Genomic DNA, 18242 nt, shown 5'->3' with positions numbered 1-18242 from the left:
GCCTGAAAACCCACACCACCTACAACCAAGCAACCGCATGGTCGCACCGGCAACACGACTTCGCCGCTTGACATTCCAGGTCCAGGGATGTCTGACCCGCGTTATCTCCAAACCGTCGACGCGGTATGTCACACCCTGTTCGATGCTGCCGACAGCGACGGTGACAGCCACCTCAGCTATGAGGAGTTCGCGCGCATGTACGGCGCGGCGGACATGCAGGCCGACACCGCGCGAGTCGCCTTCGACCACCTCGACACCGACAAGGACGGCGCGATCTCCCGCGAGGAGTTCTTGGCCGGCGCGAATGCCTTGCTCTCCAGCGCGGACGCCAGCCAGCCCGGCACCTGGATGCTGGGCGCGACCAGCGCCCACTGAGCGTTGCCCCATGTGACTGCGGGGATGAAGCCGGACTGCCGCGCATCGCGCCGCAGTCCGGCATCCGGCCCGCAGACGGGTGCCTGTGTCACCACCTGATGGAGCGTCGTGGTCATGCAGTTTCTGTCGGCCGGCTGAAAGCTTTCGGCTGCTCATCCCCGGACCCGCGGCAGCAACTCAGCGCGATCGAGACTCGATCAGATCGTGGAGTTGCTGAGCCACGGGATCGTGCGGGCGAGCCGCGAAGGCTATGTGCAGCCAGCCGTCCGCGTCGGTTTGGAGAAGATCGTCGCGAATGGATGGGTCGGCTCCGCGTTCCAGGAGCAGGCGGACCACGTCGAGACGACCGCCCGGGATCGCCCAGTGCAGGCCGGTCCGCCCGAGGTAGGGCGCGACGTCGGGATGGACGCCGCGGTCCAGGAACCAGCGCACGACCTTGATCCGGCCGTGCTGGCAGGCATGAACGAACGCCTCTCCCACGATCTCCTCCGGATCATCGGTCGGCGGCAACCGGGAGGGAAAGCCTGCGCCGGTGTCGGCGAGGTCGGGGCGCGCCGACGCGGCGTCCGGCCGGAGGCTGCCGTCCGCGTCGAAACAGGACTGCACGAGATCCAGCCGGCCGCAGGCGGCGTACGTCCAGAGCGCCCGCGGGACGATCGCGTGCTCGGCGAGCAGGTCGACGACCTCCGTGTTGTCATGGTAGATGGCGTTCTCCAGCGGGGTGATACCCCATTTCCGGACGCCAGGGTCGGCGCCGGCGTCCAGCAGCAGACGCACGTACTCGACCCGGTTGCAGCGAGCAGCCCAGACGAGCGGGAGATCCACATTGCTGGCCTTGCCGAGCAGGACATCGACTGCGGCGCGTGGCACGCCGAGCTCCCTCTCGAGCCGGACACCGGGGATCATCTCGGGGCCCGAGAGCATGTGCAGCAGGGTGTCGGCCTGCTCGGCGGTCAGACCGGCCAGCCGATGGGTGTCGCCGGCCAGCAGGGCTTCGGCCTCGCGGTGCAGCCGCCGCCGCTGCTCCCGGCGTTCGTCGAGATCGCGCCGGGATTTCTCGCTGAACGACACGAGCTCCTGCCAGGTCGGGAAGCCGAGCTCCCGCGCGATGATCAGCCGCGCATCGCGAAGATCGGCGGTCGCGGCGGAGGTCGCGGCGGAGGTCGCGGTGGCGTGCCGGGGCACGTAGGCCCGCAACCGTTGCAGCGCGCCGGGATCGTCGCGGCGCAACTCGACGAGGAGGGTGTCGGCCATCGAGGCGTAGGTGCCCGAACTGATCCCCAAGAGGCGGGAGACCGGCCGGTCCTCGGTGGCACTGCGGCTTTCGACGTGGGCGCGAAACTCGGCCCAGGTCCGGAATCCGTGTTCCTGAGCGAGCACGAACTGGGCGTCGCTGAGTAAGAACCGCTCGGCGGCCCGCTCACCCAGCACGTCGGCGACCCGGGCTTCGGCTGCCGCATCGCCCGCCGCGTACGCGTGATGCAGGTGCTTGGCCTGCTTGCGGTAGTACTCCAGATTCGGATGGGCCGGCAGCTCGAAATGACGATCGGACATCGCAACCTCCTCCGTCGCCGAGGCCCGCTTGCCCGGCCGGAAAGAGGTCGGTCTTGTCCGGTGCGTTGACGTGCTGCTCGAGGTGGGAAAATCCCTGCCCGCGGACTGGCAGCGTCCTCGCACGCTCCTTTCAGGATAGTGATCGGCTCTGCGCGGAGGCAACCGTTGGAAAGCGTCGAAGGTCGATCACGAGGCATCCTCACCGGTGAGGGCGCCTTGAGGGGCGCCCTCACCGTCGCGGATCAGCCGACCGCGTAGGCGCGGATGATTGTCTGGGTCACCCCGTCGGCGGCTGAGTCGATGATCGTCGCCCGGAGGGAGACGAATCCGGCCGCGGGAGGGTTCGTCAGCAGGGCGGTCCAGCCGGAGCCGCTGCGGGTGACCGGGACAGGACGCCAGGTGGCGCCGTCGTCGGCGGACATCTCCAGCCGGATCGAATTCGCCTCCGCCTTCGTGGCGCCGGGGTTGCGCTCGACCCACACGGGCATGCGGGTTCTGCTGCCCGGCCTGGCGCGGCTGGAGTCGTCCAGGCCCTCGGGGCTGTAGCGGACGGCCATCAGGGGCAGCGGCTGCTCCTTGGCGGTGGTCACGGACGCGAACGTCCAGGCCGATGTCACTTCCGTGGAGAGCGTGGCCTGCCGGTGCAGCGACGCGGTCAGCGTGTAGGCGCCGGACCCGGTGGGCAGGTCGGCGCGCAGTTCGCAGCGCTGCGGCTGGTGGACGTCGCAGTTGGCGAGGTCGGCGGTGGCCAGCGCCTTGCCGTCCTTGGCGAGAGTGGCGGTGCCGGTGGCGGTGGCGTCCGAGCCGGTTCTGTCCGGCTGCCCGTCGGCGAACATCCCCGTCCCGGCGAAGGAGAGGCTGTCGCCGGTACGGTGGCCGGCCGGCAGCAGGAACGACGGCCCGGTGACGGCGGCGTTCCAGGCTTCGCTGGTGTGGCCTCGCTTCATGAGCTTGCCGTCGTCGGAGGTCAGCGCGGTGCCGACCTGGAAGGAGCTGTCGAAGACCAGACCAGGGGTCCGATAGTGGACGAGCCTGCCGGGCAGCGCGATGCCGCCGACCGACGATATCGGGAACGTTCCCAGCGAACCGCCGATGTGCAGCCCGACCAGGGAAGCGCCCGTGGCAGCCGCTCCGGAGGCCCGGTAGGTCGCGGTGACCTTGGCCAGCTCCTTCTGCCTGGCGTGGTAGGTGGGGTCGTCAGGAAGACCGCCGCTGCGCCGGTCGACCAGGGTATAGACGTACGGGCTGGGCGAGACGTCCTTGCTGAGCCACGTGGTCGCCAGGGTGTAGGTCAGACCGGGTGACGCGGCGGGGATGACGAAGACCTGGGAGTTGACGTCAGGGCCGAAGCTGCGGGTCCAGAGGCCCCACGCGCCGTGGTCCAGCCCGAGGACGAGAACACGCTGGAGCTGGGCACTCGGATCGTCCACGGTGATTTTCACCGGCCTGCCCTGACGCGTGTCCACGGTGAACCGCTGCTCGCTGCCGTCCACCTTCAGGGGAGAGTCGGCGATCGTCAGCGCCGACTTCCCGTCGATCTTCTCGCTGATGCGGGTATAGAGGTTCCAGTTGCCTTTGGGCAGCCGTACCGTTGCGGTCCCCTCCTGGAAGGACAGCCCGTGGAGGGCACCGGTTTCGGGGTCGTAGACCTCGCCGTCCTGGGGGTTGACCGGCAGGCCCTGCCTGCCGACGACGGTGATGGCGACGTCGTGCGACTCCGGCTCCACGTATGCGCCGGCCAGCGTGCGGATCATCGTCTCGCCCGACCTGGCGGTGACCGTTCCCGGGTGGTCACCCGGGGCCTTCCCGCCCGCGTCGATGGTGAGCGTGACCGACGCTTCGCCCTTGGCCGGGACAGTGACCTGGTCGGACTGCAGCTTCAGCACCCCACCGTCCGCCGACAGGCCGAGGGTGACCGGTGCGTCGCCCTCGTTGGCGTAGGTGATCGTCCTGGTCGCCGTCCGGCCGCCGGCGCCGTTCCAGGGGAAGGCCGCCCACACGTTGGCCTGCTTGGACACGACCTGCTGCCGCAGCGCGCGTACCAGGTCGATCGTCCCGGCACCCTGCTGATAGAGCCTCGCGTCCTGGACCGGAGCGGCGCTGCCGATCAGCGCGGACTTGATCTGCGCGCCGGTCCAGTCCGGGTGGCGCTGGGCCAGGATCGCCGCCGCTCCGGCAACGTGCGGGGTGGCCATCGAGGTGCCGCTCATCACCTGGTAGCCGCCCCCGACGGCGGCGGCCGTGATGTCCACCCCGGGCGCGGTCACGTCGGGTTTGATCGCGTGGTCGCTCACGCGCGGCCCCTGGCTGGAGAAGTGGGCCATCCGGCCCTGCTTGTCCACCGCGCCCACAGTGAGTGCCGCTTCGGCGCTTCCGGGACTGAGCACACTGGCCTCGATGCCGTCGTTTCCCGCCGCCGCGACGAACAGTGCGCCGCTCTGTTCCGACAACGTGTTGACCGCCTGCTCCAGCGGATCCAGCCCTGGGCCGTCGGGACCACCGAAGCTCATGTTGATGATCTTGGCCTTCACCTCGACGGCGGCCCACTCCATACCGGCAAGGGCCTGAGAATCGGTCAGGCTCCCAGCTTCGCCCACCTTCCCGATGGCCAGGCTCGCCTCCGGGGCCACGCCCCGGTACTTCTCGCCCCTGCCGGCCACGATCGAGGCGACGTGGGTGCCGTGGCCAAGATTGTCGCGCATGTCCGGCTCGTCGCTGAACTTCGCCTCATGTACGACCGCGTCCTTCAGATCCGGATGGTCAGGGTCGTAACCCGAGTCGAGGACCGCGACCGTGACACCCTTGCCCGTGAAGCCCTGCTGCCACGCCTGCGGCGCGCCGATCTGCTTCACGCTCTCGTCCAGCGCCAAGCTCCTGCGGCCGTCCAGCCACAACTTGGTACGGCCCGCCACCAGAGTGCGCGCCCCGGTGAGAGTCCGCCAGGTCTGCGCGGCGTCCGCTTTGGAGACCCGTGCCGCGCTCATGCCCAGACTGGACAGCCGCCGTACCTGCGAGGAACCCGGTGAGGTGGTGATGCCCTGTTCGATGACGGGGATGTCGGGGGTGTCGGCATCGCCGTACCGCCAGGCCAGCAGCTGGGTGACGTCGAACAACCGCCGGTCCAGCACACCCTGGGCGAGCAACGGGGCGGCGTCGGACGGGATCACATACAGGTGGCCCCTGCGCACCTGGCTGGAAAAGTCGACCTGCCTGCCGGGCCCTGGCTCCACGCGATGCCCCTGCCCGGTGACCACCACCCGGTCACCGGTGATCAGGGTGACGCCGTTCACCTGCTGAGACGGAGTCTGCGATGCCGGTGCCGGTGCCGGTGTGGGTGTGGGTGTGGGTGTGGGTGTGACACCGATCGTCCCCGCCAGCAGAGCGGCGAGGAGCGACTTGCCTAAAGTCATGATCTGCCTCATGTACGAAGGGAGACACGGTCTCTATCGGTCTTGAAAGCCCTGATCGGCGGGCCCGGACCTCACCGGGGAAGCTCGTCCGTCCACCCTGTGGTCAGCTTGATGGACAACCCGCGGTTGGTACCTGCCAGCCCTCCCGTTGCGGTGGGGAGCCAACTGGTGCGGATCACCTGGGACGTCTCAGGATCGACGACCAGCCTGCTCTCATGCATCCCGCCCTGGATCATCAGCTCCTCGCCGCCTTCGACCGCGCCCAGCCGCTGCACGCCCGGCAGCTCGGCGAGCGCGCGGAACGCCGCCGATCGCACGCCCGCGGGCGCGGGGAGCTCCGCGATCAGCGAGGCCAGCGGCAGGAGGGCGATGTCGTGCTCGCCGACGGGACCACCCTTCTGCATCGTGGTGACCTGCTGCCGCAACGCCTCGGGGTCCGTCGGCAACGCCTCGAGATCCTCCATGGAGACCTCGGTGCCGCTGTCGGCGGGTCCCAGCCAGAACGTGCCCGACGGCTCCTTCACCACGCCGGGCCCGTTGCCTGGCTCCCCTCTGCTCCACCGCTGCCCGTCGCGCGTGGTCCAGCTCTCCCCCCAGAAGTGCCGACCGTCCTCGCTCTCCCGTTTGATGTGCCAGTAGGTCCCGGAACCCTGTGGCGTACGCTCGGCGCTCTCGGCGGCCACGAGCAGGATGTTCTTGGCCGAGGTCAGCGGCAGGACGGCACCGGCGGAGGGCAGTGGCTTGACGGGCGCGGCGGCCTGACCTGTGACGATCACGACGGCGGCGGCCGCCGCGACCCCGGCGACGGCAAGGCCCGTGACCCGCACGGTCAGCGGCCGCCGGGAGCGCCGAGGAGCCGCTGTGCGGGCCATCACGGCCAGCAGCCGCTCCCGTGCGCCGGTCAGGCTGTCCGAGCCGGTTTCCGCCACTTCGGAGCGCAGGTATTTGATCAGCTCAAGGTCGTTCATGGTCGTCCTCTCTCGTCTCGATGGGATTGGCGCCGCCCAGAGCGTGCGCGACCTTGCGGCGGGCTCGTGACAGGCGTGATCGGACCGTGCCGATGGGCACCCGCAGCGCTTGGGCCGTCTCCTCGTACGTCAGATCACCCCAGGCGATCAGCAGCAGCACGTCCCGCTCACCGCGGCCGAGTTTCGCCAGCGCGGCGGCCAGGCGCTGCCGGGTGGCCGATGCGGAGATCCGCGCGGCCACCCGCTCGTCGAACGCGGCGACCACGGGATCCTCGCCCGTGCGGGCCATGGCCCGGTAACCGCGCACTTCGGCACGCCGGTGCAGGCCGATGACGTTCGTGGCGATGCCGTACAGCCAGGGCAACGCCTCCGTACGGCCGAACTCGTACCGGTGGCGCGTCTCGAAAGCCCTGGTGAACGCCTCGGCCACCACGTCCTCGGCATGGTCGGGTCCAAGGCGCCGCACGGCGTAGCGGTGCAGCACGGCGGCATGGCGATCGAAGAGCACGGCGAAGCACTCCGGTGCGTGCAGCGATGCTTCGATGATGGAGGAGTCGTCCCGGCAGTCCACCAGCCCCGCCTGTCCGCCTGCCGATGGCTGATGGCCACTTGGAGGTGGAGGGTCCGTCAAGACGAGCTCCCGTTCTGAAGTGGTTGTCACAGCCCTCTTTATCCGTAGGGCGTTTTGGAGTTCCCCGTAGACGGTTCGAACGGGTCGAGGCCGTCCCCGATCGGGTCGCGAGTTCGCCCGGCCGATGCGGCCCGACATCGGCCCGCCCGGCGGTGCCGGCGGTGGTCACGGGGATCTCGCCGGGGATGGGGCAAGGAACAAGCCGAGGCGCCCCCGCGTCGCGCCCTGACCCACGGGCCCACCGACAACAAGACTTGAACGAGTCCACCCGAAACCGGCTAGCTCAACATGGCGGGCCGCCGGTCAGCACATGCCCCTCCCGCCGACTCCATGGGAAGGGACAATCCACAGGGCCCCGGTGTGTGGAGGCCGTCGTAAATCGTGGTCTTCACGGGTGCGGTGGGCATCGGTTGTGGGGACCGACGATGCCAGGGTGAGCACGCCGCACCTGCACGAGGGGGTGCCCCTGGCACGGCCGGCGGCCGCCCACGGCGGCCCTTCCTACCGGACCTTGCAGCGGTGGCTGACCGCCTGGCGGCGAGCCGGCTCGACGGCCTGACCCGAGCCAGCCGCAGCGACAAAGGGCTGCGGCGCTTCCCGGGCGAGCTGTGGGCTTCATCGAAGGGCTGGCGTTGCGCAAGCCCAAGCCCGGCGTGGCGACGATCCACCGGCAGGCCAGAAGCATGGCCAAGGCACGCGGCCGGCCCGTCCCCGGCTACTGGACGGTCCACAGCACCGTCACCGAACTGGACGGAAACCCCTCCGCCCTGGCCACCGCGTTGGCGTTTCGGCACGCGATCCGGCGCAAACCCGGACCCGGCTGAAACGTGTGCGGCATCCCGACGGTGTTCCACCTCGACCACGGCTCCGACCTCACCTCACCTCACCTCACCTCACCTCACAGCGTCTGGAACAGGTGATGGCCGACGTGAAGGTGATTCTGCTCTTCACTCTCAAGGGCCGGCCCCACGGCCCCGGCAAGGTCGAGCGGCTGATCGGCACTATCAGCAGATGTGCCTGGCCACCTACCCGGCTACGCGGACCTTGAGAATCGACCTTGGCTGGCGTGCCACGCCGACGCTGTATCTCCCACGCTTGTCCCTTCCGTCACGGGAAGCTGGCCTCACAAGGGAGAGAGCACAGCATGAATCTGCGTGACCTGCTGGTTGGATACAAATGCCAGGTTCTTCATGGCGATCCGGGCCAGGCCGACGTCTGCGCCGGCATCGCGTACGACTCGCGGCGCATGACCACCGGGTGCCTCTACATCGCCATGCGCGGCAGCCGCACGGACGGTCACCGTTTCGTGGCCGACGCGGTGGAGCATGGTGCTGCTGGGGTGCTGGTCGAACATCCGCCGGAGGTCCAGATACTGCCGCGCACCTGTGTGGTTCAGGTGGCCGATACCCGTGCGGCTGCCGCTGTGGTGGCCGCGCGCTACTTCGGCGAGCCGTCACGTGAGATGCGCGTTGTCGCGGTCACGGGCACCAACGGCAAGACGTCCGTTTCCTTCATGACGGAGGCGGTGCTGCGCATGGGGGCGCGTGCGCGGGTCGGCGTGATCGGCACCGATGGCTGCCGCATCGGTACTGAGCGGATCATGATCGACACAACCACGCCCACGACGCCGGAGGCGGTGGATTTGCAGTGCATCTTGCGCACCATGCGTGATCGCGGGGCGGGCTCGGTGGTGCTGGAAGCCTCCTCGATGGCTTTGGCGCTTCACCGGGTGGACGCGACCGACATCGATGTCGGCGTGTTCACCAACTTGACGCCCGATCACCTGGACAACCACGGAGGCAGCATGGAGGCCTACAAGCAGGCCAAGCTGTTGCTGTTCGGGGGAATGTGCCAGCGGGCGGTCGTCAACGCCGACGACCAGGTAAGTGCCGACATCGCCGTGCTGATGCCGGGCGCAGTGACGACGTATGGCCTGGACGACACCGTTGCAGAGTTCAGGGCGACGGACCTGCGGGTGCAAGCCGCCGGCACTCGGTTCGTACTGCACCACGCCGGTCGCCGGCGCGCGGCACGGGTGCCCATCCCGGGCCGGTTCGCCGTCTCCAACGCGCTGGCCACGCTCGCCACCGGTCACCTGCTGGGCTATGACGTCGACGCTCTGATCGCCGCGTTGGAGGACTTGCCGGCTGCCCCGGGCCGGTTTCAGACCTACCAGACGCCGGGCGGGGTGTCGGTGGTGGTGGACTATGCCCACTCGGTCGACTCGCTGGAGAAGGTGCTCGCTACGATCCGCGCGTTCGCCGGCCGCCGGGTATTCACGGTATTCGGCTGCGGCGGCGACCGAGACCCCAGCAAACGCGCCCCGATGGGGAAGATCGCCGGCACGTACTCCGACGTGGTGGTGGTCACCAGCGACAACCCGCGCGGCGAGGACCCTGACGAGATCATCGACGCGATCATGCCCGGCCTGAAGGGCACGACCGCTGCCGTTGTCGAGCGGATCACCGACCGGCGGCAGGCCATCGCTCGGGCGCTGGAGGCGGCCGAGCCGGGCGATGTGGTGCTCGTTGCCGGCAAAGGCGCCGAGCCGTACCAGATCGTCGGCGGCCGCAAGCTGCCGTTCGACGACATGGCTATCGTGCAGGAGTTGAGCACTCTGCCGACCGCGTAGGCCGCTGCCGCGGAATTCTTGCCGTGTGGGCGGTCATCGGCGCCTTGTGGCACGATCAGCAGCTCCCCTGGATGACGCTCTAACGACTTTTGGCCTGAAGTCGCCGGTTATCCGCTCGGCCAGGTCACCGCGCGCCAACTCCTCACCCACACCGCCGGCGTCCCGCCGCGGGCCAGCCTCCGCTCCCGCCACGGCACCGACCATCAGGCCACCGCGCCCGCCCACCGGGATGGCGCTGAGGGCGAGCAGCCCGGCCGGGATGAGCCGGCCAGCCTTCGTGTCGGTCATCCGATACCTGGTCGAGGAGAAGATCAGCCCGCTCCCGCCCGCCGGGCAGAGCGTGGGTGTGGACGCGGGCATCACCGCCCTGGCGACGCTGTCCACCGGGGAGAAGATCGTCAACCCGCGTCACGAGCGGGCCGACCGCAAGAGGCTGGCCAAGGCGCAGCGGGCGCTCGCCCGTAAGGAGAAGGGCTCGAGCAATCGGGACAAGGCCCGGCGCAGGGTGGCACGGGTGTATGCCCGCATCGCTGATCGCAGGAGGGATCATCTGCACAAGGTCACGACACGGCTTGTTCGCGAGAATCAAGTGATCGCCGTGGAAGACCTGACCGTGCGGAACATGGTGCAGAACCGCTCGCTGGCGCGCGCCATCTCCGACGCCTCGTGGCGGGAGCTGCGGGGCATGCTGGAGTACAAAGCGGCCTGGTACGGGCGGGAACTGGTGGCGGTGGATCGCTGGTTCCCCTCCTCCAGGCTGTGCTCGGCGTGCGGGGCCTTGCGAGACAAGATGCCGTTGAATGTCCGCGAGTGGACCTGTGCTTGCGGCGCGGTCCATGACCGCGACGTGAACGCGGCCAAGAACGTGCTCGCCGCCGGGCTGGCGGAGAGCTGAAACGCCTGTGGAGCTGGTGTAAGACCTCAACGAGAGTCCTCTCGGGACGGCCGGTCCGGCCTTTCAGCCACCGCCGAGGTCGTACTTTCGGCCACCCCCGCCGGCCGCGATCACCTGGGTGCGCGGGTCAGAGCCCGAGGTCGTCCAGTTCCTTCAGCAGCGCGGCCCTGGTGTCCTGCTGCGGGGCGGCCGGCGTCGGCCGGGGACGCTTGCGGTCGCGGAACAGCCAGCCGCCCGCCACGCCGCCGGCGAAGCCGAACACGTGAGCCTGCCAGCCGATGCCCTCCTGGGGCAGCAGCCCGGCGAACGTGTAGGCGAAGCACAGGGCCATGACCACGCCCACCACGATGTCGATCAGATGCCGGTCGAAGGCGCCGCGCACCAGTATGTAGCCGAAGTAGCCGAAGACGACGCCGCTCGCGCCCGCGCCGATGCTCTGCGGGCTGGCCGTGAACCATTCGCCGAGGCCGCTGACCACGATGATGAGCCCCGTCACGCTGAAGAACTTGGCGACGCCCCGATAGGCGGACAGGAAGCCGAAGATGAACAGCGGTCCCGAGTTGGCCTCGATGTGCTCCCAGCTCCAGTGCAGGAACGCCGAGGGGACGATGTCGGGCAGCCGGGCCAGGTTCCACGGCTGGACGCCGTACTGGTAGCTCAGCGCGTAGCCCGACATCCAGTTGGGGATCTGTACGATCCAGATGATGGCCAGGAACCCGACCATCACCCAGAACGCCTTGCGCGCCTCCGCGACCATGATCTCGGCGGTACGACCCTTGGCCTCCACCCGGTTCCTCCTTGGCAGGTCTGACGTACTGCACCGGGAGCCAGTATCAGGACGGAAGGTCACGAATGCAGCAGCATGACGATCAGGATGAGGGTGCGGGCGGTGCGCACGGACGAATCCCCTGGTACACCCCGCATTCCCTGACCGCGGAGCAGCGCGCGGTGTACGACGAGATCGCGTCAGGGCCGCGCGCCGCGGGCCCGTTCGGGTTGACGGACCCGGAGGGCCGTCTGGAGGGCCCGTTCAACGCGATGCTCATCGCCCCGGGCGTCGGCGGGCCCCTGCAGCGGCTGGGCGCGGCGATCCGGTACGCGACGGACCTGCCGGGCCGGTGGCGCGAGATCGCGATTCTGGAGGTGGCGCTCGCGCGCCGCAGCGACTTCGAGTGGTACGCGCACGAGCGCGTGGGCCGGAGCGCGGGCCTGACCGGGGAGGAGCTGTCCGCGCTGCGCTCGGGGGCGGACGCCGTGACGTTCGACGAGGCCGAGCGGACCGTGCGCGCCGCCTCCCGGGCCCTCGTGCTGCACCGCGGCCTCGACGACGACCTCTACGCCCGCGCCGAGGCCGCCCTCGGCACGGCACGCCTGTACGAGCTGGTCGTCCTGGTCGGCTACTACGACACGCTGGCGCTGTCGCTGGCCACGTTCCGCACGCCGCTGCCCCCGGGCGAGCCGCCGGTCTTCGACTAAGACGTCCCCTTCTGGCGCCCGGGATCGCCGGTCGTCGGCCAGGACGTCCCATCCCGGTCCCCCTGACCGCCGGTCGTCGGCCAGGACGCCCACCCCGGTCCCCCTGACCGCCGGTCGTCGGCCAGGACGCCCCACCCCGGCGCCCATGACCGAAGCCGTGCCGGCTGGTCGGGAGCGCGAGACTCAGGCATGCTCCGCGCAGGCCACGTCCGCCGTGGAGGCGCGGACGATCAGCTCGGTGGCCAGCTCGACGTGGTGGGAGTCGATCTTCTCGCCGTCCGCCAGGCGCAGTGCCGTACGCAGCGCCACGCCGCCCATCTCGCGCAGCGGCTGGCGGACGGTGGTCAGCGGCGGGGAGGTCATCCAGGCGATCTGGGTGTCGTCGAAGCCCACGATGCTCAGATCCTGCGGAACGCGCAGGCCCCGCGCCCTGGCGGCCTCCATGACGCCGAGCGCGAGCTCGTCGCAGCCGGCGAAGACCGCGGTCGGCGGCTCCGGCAGGTCGAGCACGGCCGCGCCGTGGTCCATGCCGTCCTGGTAGCGGAAGTGACCGAACTGGGTGTAGCCGGGCGGCACCGGAACGCCCTCGGCCTCCATGGCGGCGCGGTAGCCGTGCAGCCGGGCCTGGTTGCAGGCAGCGGTGGCCGGGCCGCCGATGTAGGCGATGCGGCGGTGCCCGAGGGCGAGCAGGTGCTGGGTGGCGGCCAGCCCGCCGGCGAAGTTGGTCGAGCCGATGCTGGTCACCTGGTCGTGCTGCAGGTTGAGCGGGTCGATCACGACCAGTGGCAGCTGGACGCGGGACAGAGCCCGCACTTGCCTGTCGTCCAGCTCCGCGCACGTGACGGCGATCAGCGCCCGGCGCCCGGCGGCGACCAGGTCGCGAGCCCACGAGGCCGGGTGGTCGATCGTCTTCCTGACGCTGACGACCACCCCGACGCCCAGCTCGGCACCTGCCGAGACGACACCCTGGACGATCTCCGTGGAGTAGGCGTTCAGCTCGTTGTCGAACTGCACCTCGACCGTGCACATCGCGACGGCCCCGTTGGCGGCCGTGCCCCGGCGCGGCGACTGCGCCATGTAGTCGTGCTCCCGCAGCAGCGACTCCACCAGGGAGCGCGTGGCCGGCGCCACGTCGCTGCGGCCGTTGAGCACCTTGGACACGGTCGCCACCGACACGCCGGCCGAGGCCGCCACCGTGGCCAGCGTGGCACGTCTAGGACTGGCCGGCATCGCTTCCCTCCTGCTCTGAGACCTCTGAGGTCCCTGAGACCTCCGCGACCTCCGAAACCGTTACGGGGGTGACGAGGCGCCGGTCGTGGCCGACGACCCGGACCGGGCCGGTCAGCCGGACCGTGCCCCAGCATGGCAGGTCGGCCGCCGACGTGCCGACGAACACCTCGATCTCCCCCGGCTCCACGATGCGCCTCAGATCGCGTCCGGTGAAGGCCGTCCGGTCGGCGTGCACCCGGAAGGTCACGCGGGCGCTCGCCCCGGGCTCCAGCCGGACCCTGGCGAACCCGGTCAGCTGCCGGACCGGCCGGGTGACCTGGGCGACGACGTCGTGCAGGTAGAGCTGGACGACCTCCTCGCCGGCCCGCCCGCCGGTGTTGCGCACGCGGACCGACACGGCGAACTCGCCGTCCGTGGGCACCTCGGCGGCGTCGATGCGCAGGTCGCCGACCTCGAAGGTGGTGTAGGAGGAGCCGTAGCCGAACGGGAAGAGCGGGGTCGGGTCGAGGTTGCTGATGCCCTGGCTGTTGGTGCCCAGCGGCGGCTGCAGGTAGGTGCCCGGCTGCCCGCCGTGCCCGCGCGGGATCTGCACCGGCAGCCTGCCCGAGGGCTGGACCCGGCCCGACAGCACGCCGGCGATGGCCGCGCCGCCCTCCTCACCCGGCATGAACGCCTGGACGAGGGCGGCGGCGCCGGCGTGGGCCGCGCCCAGCGCGTACGGGCGGCCGGAGACCACGACCACGACGACCGGTGTGCCGGTGGCGGCGAGCTCGGCCAGCAGGTCGTCCTGCACGCCGGGCAGCCGCAGGTCGTCGGCGTCGCAGCCCTCCCCCGAGGTGCCGTGACCGAACAGCCCGGCCAGGTCGCCCACGGCCACCACGCACAGGTCCGCGTCGCGGGCCGCGGCGGCCGCGGCGGCGAAGCCGGAGCGGTCCTCGCCCTGCACGTCACAGCCCCGTTCGTGGACGAGTTCGGTGTCGGGCAGCTCGGCCCGCAGCGCGTCGAGGAGGCTGGGCGCCTCGACGCCGAGCCCCAGCCCGGGATGGCGGGGCAGCACGTGGTTGGGGAAGGCGTAGCAGCCCATGAAGGTACGCGGGTCGTCGGCGCACGGCCCGACGACCGCGACCCGCCGCAGCCCTGGCCGCAGCGGCAGCGCGGTCCCGGCGTCGAGCAGCACGATCGACCGCTCGGCCAGCTCGCGCGCCAGCGCCCGGTTGCCCGGCGAGTCGAGGTCCACGGCGGCGGCCGCCGACACGGACTTCTCGGGCGTCCAGTCCGGGTCGAGCAGCCCGAGCTGGACCTTCTGGGTGAGCAGGCGGCGCACCGCCCGGTCGATCAGCGACTCGGGGAGCTCGCCGCCGCGCACCCGCTCGACCAGGTGCTGCCCGAAGCCGAGGGTGTCCGGCAGCTCGACGTCGATCCCGGCGGCCAGCGCCTGCGCGCCCGCCTCGAAGGTGTCGGCGACGACGTGGTGCATGGTCGCGAGGAACGGGACGGCCCAGTAGTCCGACACGACCGTCCCGGTGAAGCCCCACTCCTCGCGCAGCACCTCGGTCAGCAGCCAGGGGTCCGCCCCGGCGGGCACGCCGTCCACGTCGGAGTAGGAGTTCATCACCGAGCGCGCCCCGCCGAGCGCGATGGCCGTCTCGAACGTCGGAAGGATCATGTCCATCAGCTCGCGCCGCCCCATCGGGACGGGCCCGTGGTTGCGCGCGGCCCGCGAGGCCGAGTATCCGGCGAAGTGCTTGAGCGTGGCGATGATCCCGGCGCTCTCCAGCCCGCGCACGTAGGCGGCGCCGAGCATCGAGACGAGGTACGGGTCCTCGCCCATCGTCTCCTCGACCCGGCCCCACCGGTAGTCGCGCACCACGTCCAGGACCGGCGACAGGCCCTGGTGCACGCCCACGGCGGCCATGTCGCGCCCGATCGCGGCCGCCATCCGCTCCACCAGCTCGGGATCGAACGTCGCGCCCCACGCGATGGCCGCGGGATAGACGGTCGCCCCGTACGTGGTGAACCCGGTCAGGCACTCCTCGTGGACGATGGCCGGGATCCCGAACCTGGACCGCCCGACCACCTCCCGCTGCAGCCTGACCACCTCGGCGGCGCCCTCCTGCGCGGTCACGGGAGCGCTGCCGTGCACCCGGGTCAGGTGCCCGAGCCCGTGCCTGATCGCCTCGTCGAAGGGGACCGTGCCCGAGGCCGCGAACACGTCCTGCATCGGCGCCACGTTGACGGTCTCGGCGTCCTCGATCGGCTCGTGCTGCATGTCGTTGCCTATCCACCGGCTGCCGAGCTGGCCGACCTTCTCCTCCAGGGTCATCTCGGCGAGGAGCGCGTCGACCCTGTCGGACACGGGGAGTGCCGGGTCCTGCCACGGACGGAGCACGCCGTCCACCGCCGGCGTCCGATCTAGAGCCGTCATCTGCTGCTCTCCTTCGAGGCGATGTCCACCGTGAGTTTTCGAAAATGTTTCGAGGTTGTGAGCGATCCGCGACCGACCTGTGAGCAGGACCTCCTCGGCGTCGGACCACCAGTTGAACGCCGCGCCTGAGTACTCTACACACGCCCAGGCCGGATGGGCAGATTCCCAGGTACGGCGCTCTTGACAGGCACATGGTCGAAACCTAGATTGACGGACCACGCGGTATGTCGCAAATGTTTCGACAGGCTAACTCAACAGAAGCGAAATAACGGGGCCGGCTCCACGGCCCTCGCCACCACACCTCACGATCAACGAGCCGCGCGGCCCATCCCCCGGCGTTCAGTTACGGAGATCAGCGTGGAGACCAGGACATCCTCTCGCCGCACCTTCCTCACCCTCTCCATGGGCGTTCCCCTGGGAGCCGCCCTGGCCGCCTGCGGCAGCTCCGGGCCCACCCAGGCGGGCGCGGGTGGCGGCAGCGGCAGCACCAGCGGCGGTGGGGGCGGTGGGGGCAAGGCCACCTACTGGTACCTCACCGGCCAGCCGAACGAGGGCGTGCGCACCCGTGCGGTCGAGCGCTTCAACAAGGCCAACCCGAGCGGCCAGCTCGCGACGACGACCTTCCAGAACGACGCGTTCAAGACGAAGATCAAGACCGCGATCGGCGCGGGCGAGGCCCCCACGATCATCTGGGGCTGGGGCGGCGGCGGCCTGCGCAGTTACGTGCAGGCGGGCCAGGTCGACGACCTCACCTCGTGGTTCGACCAGAACACGGCCTACAAGGACCGGCTCTTCCCGTCCTCCTTCGGCGCGGCCACGGTCGACGGCAAGATCTACGCGGTGCCGGTCGAGTGCGTGACGCCGATCGTTCTGTACTACAACAAGAAGGTCTTCGAGAAGGTCGGCGCGCAGCCCCCGCAGGAGTGGGGCGACATCATGGACCTGGTCAAGAAGTTCAACGCCGCGGGCGTCGCGCCGTTCTCCCTCGGCGGGCAGTCGCGCTGGACGAACATGATGTGGCTGGAGTTCCTCTTCGACCGCATCGGCGGCCCCGAGGTGTTCAAGGCCATCTACGACGGCGAGAAGAACGCCTGGAACAACCCGGCCGCCATCGAGGGCCTGACCAAGATGCAGGAGCTCATCAAGGCCAACGGCTTCGTCAAGGGCTTCGCGTCCATCACCGCCGACTCCAACGCCGACCAGGCGCTGCTCTACACCGGCAAGGCCGCGATGATGCTGCACGGCGGCTGGACGTACGGGTCGATGAAGACCGACGGCGGCGACTTCGTCACCGGCGGCAACCTCGGCTACATGAACTTCCCGGGCGTGCAGGGCGGCAAGGGCGACCCCGGCAACACCGTGGGCAACCCGGGCCAGTACATGTCGATCTCCTCCAAGGCGACGCCGGAGGCGAAGGAGATCGCCAAGAAGTTCTTCCTCACCGAGATGAACTCCGACGCCCAGTCCAAGGACTGGGTCGGCACCACCCAGGTGCCGATCGTCAAGGGCGTGGACGCGCAGTTCGGTTCCGGCGCGGACGCGCCGTGGCAGAAGTTCGTCTACGACACCGCCGCCAACGCCAAGTCCTTCCAGCAGTCCTGGGACCAGGCGCTCAGCCCGACCGCGGCCGAGGTCCTGCTGGACAACATCGCCAAGCTCTTCCAGCTGTCGATCTCGCCGCAGCAGTTCGCGACGAACCTCAACGAGGTCATCGGCAAGTGACCGTCCCACCTGCCTCCTCCAGGGGGGCCGCGTCCCTGACCGCCGCGCCGGGCGGCCAGGGACGCGGCCTGGCCTGGCTGGCCGTGCCCGCCCTGGTGTTCTTCGTCGGCTTCGCCGTGATCCCGCTCGTCGGGGTCTTCGTGCTCAGCTTCACCTCCTGGGACGGGCTCGGTGAGATCCGCCCGGCCGGCTTCGACAGCTGGCGGGCCGTTCTCAGCGATCCCGGCCTCCCCCACGCGCTGTGGGTGACGTTCCTGGTCATCGCCCTGTCGTGGGCGGTGCAGACGCCGGCGAGCATCCTGCTCGGCACGTTCCTGGCCGGCTTCCAGCGCTACCGCGCGGTGCTCTCGGTGGTGTACTTCATCCCGCTGCTGCTCAGCTCGGCCGCCATCGCGATCACGTACAAGGCGCTGCTCGACCCGAACTTCGGGCTCGGCGCCGGGCTCGGGATCCCGCTCCTCGTGCAGGACTGGCTCGGCGAACCGGTCCTCGCCTTCAGCGTCGTGATCTTCGTGGTGTCGTGGCAGTTCATCCCGTTCCACTCGCTGATCTACCAGGGCGGCGTCCGCCAGATCCCGCGCTCGATGTACGAGGCCGCCGAGCTCGACGGCGCCGGCCGGGTCCGCGTGTTCTTCAGCATCACCCTGCCCCAGCTCAAGTACACGATCATCACGTCCTCGACCCTGATGGTCGTGGGCTCGCTGGTCTTCTTCGACCTGATCTTCGTACTCACCGCGGGCGGCCCCGGAGACGCCACCCGGGTGCTCGCGCTGGAGATGTACAAGAGAGGCTTCCAGGCCAACCTGATGGGCCCGGCGAGCGTGATCGCCGTCATCCTCGTCCTCGTGGGCCTGGCGCTGGCGCTGCTGCTGCGCCGGCTCGGCGGCCGGGACGCGAGCCACAGCCAGCTGGAAGGGGCCTGAC

14 protein-coding genes and 1 pseudogene are annotated in these 18242 nt (G+C 70.0%); 8 read left to right on the top strand and 7 right to left on the bottom strand.

Translation table 11 applies throughout. The annotated features are described in order from the left end of the window. Positions 1-87: 87 nt before the first annotated feature. Entirely contained in the window at positions 88-375 is a 288-nt protein-coding gene (locus tag AB0H84_RS21360; protein ID WP_357606561.1) for an EF-hand domain-containing protein, read from the top strand. Between the two features lie 177 nt (positions 376-552). Here AB0H84_RS21360 and AB0H84_RS21355 read toward each other — a convergent pair whose 3' ends face one another. From AB0H84_RS21355 to AB0H84_RS21340, 4 genes are all read right to left on the bottom strand, one after another. Next, positions 553-2052, bottom strand: a complete 1500-nt coding sequence (locus AB0H84_RS21355; protein ID WP_357606558.1) for an ankyrin repeat domain-containing protein — start codon at positions 2050-2052, stop codon at positions 553-555. Between the two features lie 119 nt (positions 2053-2171). Continuing rightward, complete coding sequence (locus AB0H84_RS21350; RefSeq protein WP_357606556.1) at positions 2172-5339, bottom strand: S8 family serine peptidase; 3168 nt, start codon at positions 5337-5339, stop codon at positions 2172-2174. 71 nt (positions 5340-5410) lie between these two features. Next, positions 5411-6307, bottom strand: a complete 897-nt coding sequence (locus AB0H84_RS21345) for a CU044_5270 family protein (protein WP_357606553.1) — start codon at positions 6305-6307, stop codon at positions 5411-5413. Continuing rightward, positions 6294-6878 carry an RNA polymerase sigma factor gene (locus AB0H84_RS21340; protein ID WP_357606550.1) on the bottom strand — a complete coding sequence of 195 codons (585 nt, stop codon included), beginning with the start codon at positions 6876-6878 and terminating at the stop codon, positions 6294-6296. The genes AB0H84_RS21345 and AB0H84_RS21340 overlap by 14 nt, the downstream gene beginning before the upstream one ends. Positions 6879-7371: 493 nt before the next feature. Between AB0H84_RS21340 and AB0H84_RS21335 the strand changes: the two genes are divergently transcribed. From AB0H84_RS21335 to AB0H84_RS21320, 4 genes and pseudogenes are all read left to right on the top strand, one after another. Continuing rightward, complete coding sequence (locus AB0H84_RS21335) at positions 7372-7497, top strand: hypothetical protein (RefSeq protein ID WP_357606547.1); 126 nt, start codon at positions 7372-7374, stop codon at positions 7495-7497. Positions 7498-7546: 49 nt separating this feature from the next. Then, positions 7547-7762: a hypothetical protein gene (locus AB0H84_RS21330; protein WP_357606544.1), complete on the top strand. Its 216-nt coding sequence runs from the start codon at positions 7547-7549 to the stop codon at positions 7760-7762. A 320-nt stretch (positions 7763-8082) separates the two neighbouring features. Then, complete coding sequence (locus AB0H84_RS21325) at positions 8083-9570, top strand: UDP-N-acetylmuramoyl-L-alanyl-D-glutamate--2,6-diaminopimelate ligase (protein WP_357606542.1); 1488 nt, start codon at positions 8083-8085, stop codon at positions 9568-9570. 274 nt (positions 9571-9844) lie between these two features. Continuing rightward, positions 9845-10462, top strand: a pseudogene (locus AB0H84_RS21320) (RNA-guided endonuclease TnpB family protein); the annotation flags it as partial. Positions 10463-10592: 130 nt separating this feature from the next. Here AB0H84_RS21320 and AB0H84_RS21315 read toward each other — a convergent pair. Next, positions 10593-11252: a rhomboid family intramembrane serine protease gene (locus AB0H84_RS21315; RefSeq protein WP_357606539.1), complete on the bottom strand. Its 660-nt coding sequence runs from the start codon at positions 11250-11252 to the stop codon at positions 10593-10595. A gap of 65 nt (positions 11253-11317) precedes the next feature. On the opposite strand from AB0H84_RS21315, the gene AB0H84_RS21310 reads away from it, so the two are divergent. After that, positions 11318-11941: a carboxymuconolactone decarboxylase family protein gene (locus AB0H84_RS21310; RefSeq protein ID WP_357606536.1), complete on the top strand. Its 624-nt coding sequence runs from the start codon at positions 11318-11320 to the stop codon at positions 11939-11941. Positions 11942-12124: 183 nt separating this feature from the next. Here AB0H84_RS21310 and AB0H84_RS21305 read toward each other — a convergent pair whose 3' ends face one another. Continuing rightward, on the bottom strand, positions 12125-13171 hold the full coding sequence (locus AB0H84_RS21305) for a substrate-binding domain-containing protein (protein WP_357606533.1): 1047 nt from the start codon (positions 13169-13171) through the stop codon (positions 12125-12127). Then, positions 13155-15596 carry a glycoside hydrolase family 3 N-terminal domain-containing protein gene (locus tag AB0H84_RS21300; protein WP_357606530.1) on the bottom strand — a complete coding sequence of 814 codons (2442 nt, stop codon included), beginning with the start codon at positions 15594-15596 and terminating at the stop codon, positions 13155-13157. Before AB0H84_RS21300 ends, AB0H84_RS21305 begins: the two co-directional genes overlap by 17 nt. Positions 15597-15953: 357 nt before the next feature. On the opposite strand from AB0H84_RS21300, the gene AB0H84_RS21295 reads away from it, so the two are divergent. Both AB0H84_RS21295 and AB0H84_RS21290 read left to right on the top strand, forming a co-directional pair. Beyond that, complete coding sequence (locus AB0H84_RS21295; protein ID WP_357606527.1) at positions 15954-17318, top strand: extracellular solute-binding protein; 1365 nt, start codon at positions 15954-15956, stop codon at positions 17316-17318. A gap of 35 nt (positions 17319-17353) precedes the next feature. Then, the gene (locus AB0H84_RS21290) at positions 17354-18241 is read left to right on the top strand and encodes a sugar ABC transporter permease (protein ID WP_357606581.1); all 888 of its coding nucleotides are present in this window, start codon (positions 17354-17356) and stop codon (positions 18239-18241) included. Position 18242: the final 1 nt, after the last annotated feature.

Source organism: Nonomuraea sp. NPDC050786, assembly GCF_040654115.1.
Taxonomy (GTDB): domain Bacteria; phylum Actinomycetota; class Actinomycetes; order Streptosporangiales; family Streptosporangiaceae; genus Nonomuraea.
The sequence above is the reverse complement of the archived record's forward strand: the minus strand, read 5'-3'. Positions and strand labels throughout refer to the sequence as shown.

Excerpts from the sequence above, each read along its gene's own strand:
- AB0H84_RS21305 (WP_357606533.1), bottom strand. The coding sequence starts at position 13,171 with ATGCCGGCCAGTCCTAGACGTGCCACGCTGGCCACGGTGGCGGCCTCG.
- AB0H84_RS21325 (WP_357606542.1), top strand. The coding sequence starts at position 8,083 with ATGAATCTGCGTGACCTGCTGGTTGGATACAAATGCCAGGTTCTTCAT.
- AB0H84_RS21360 (WP_357606561.1), top strand. The coding sequence starts at position 88 with ATGTCTGACCCGCGTTATCTCCAAACCGTCGACGCGGTATGTCACACC.
- AB0H84_RS21345 (WP_357606553.1), bottom strand. The coding sequence starts at position 6,307 with ATGAACGACCTTGAGCTGATCAAATACCTGCGCTCCGAAGTGGCGGAA.
- AB0H84_RS21310 (WP_357606536.1), top strand. The coding sequence starts at position 11,318 with ATGCAGCAGCATGACGATCAGGATGAGGGTGCGGGCGGTGCGCACGGA.
- AB0H84_RS21300 (WP_357606530.1), bottom strand. The coding sequence starts at position 15,596 with ATGACGGCTCTAGATCGGACGCCGGCGGTGGACGGCGTGCTCCGTCCG.
- AB0H84_RS21350 (WP_357606556.1), bottom strand. The coding sequence starts at position 5,339 with ATGACTTTAGGCAAGTCGCTCCTCGCCGCTCTGCTGGCGGGGACGATC.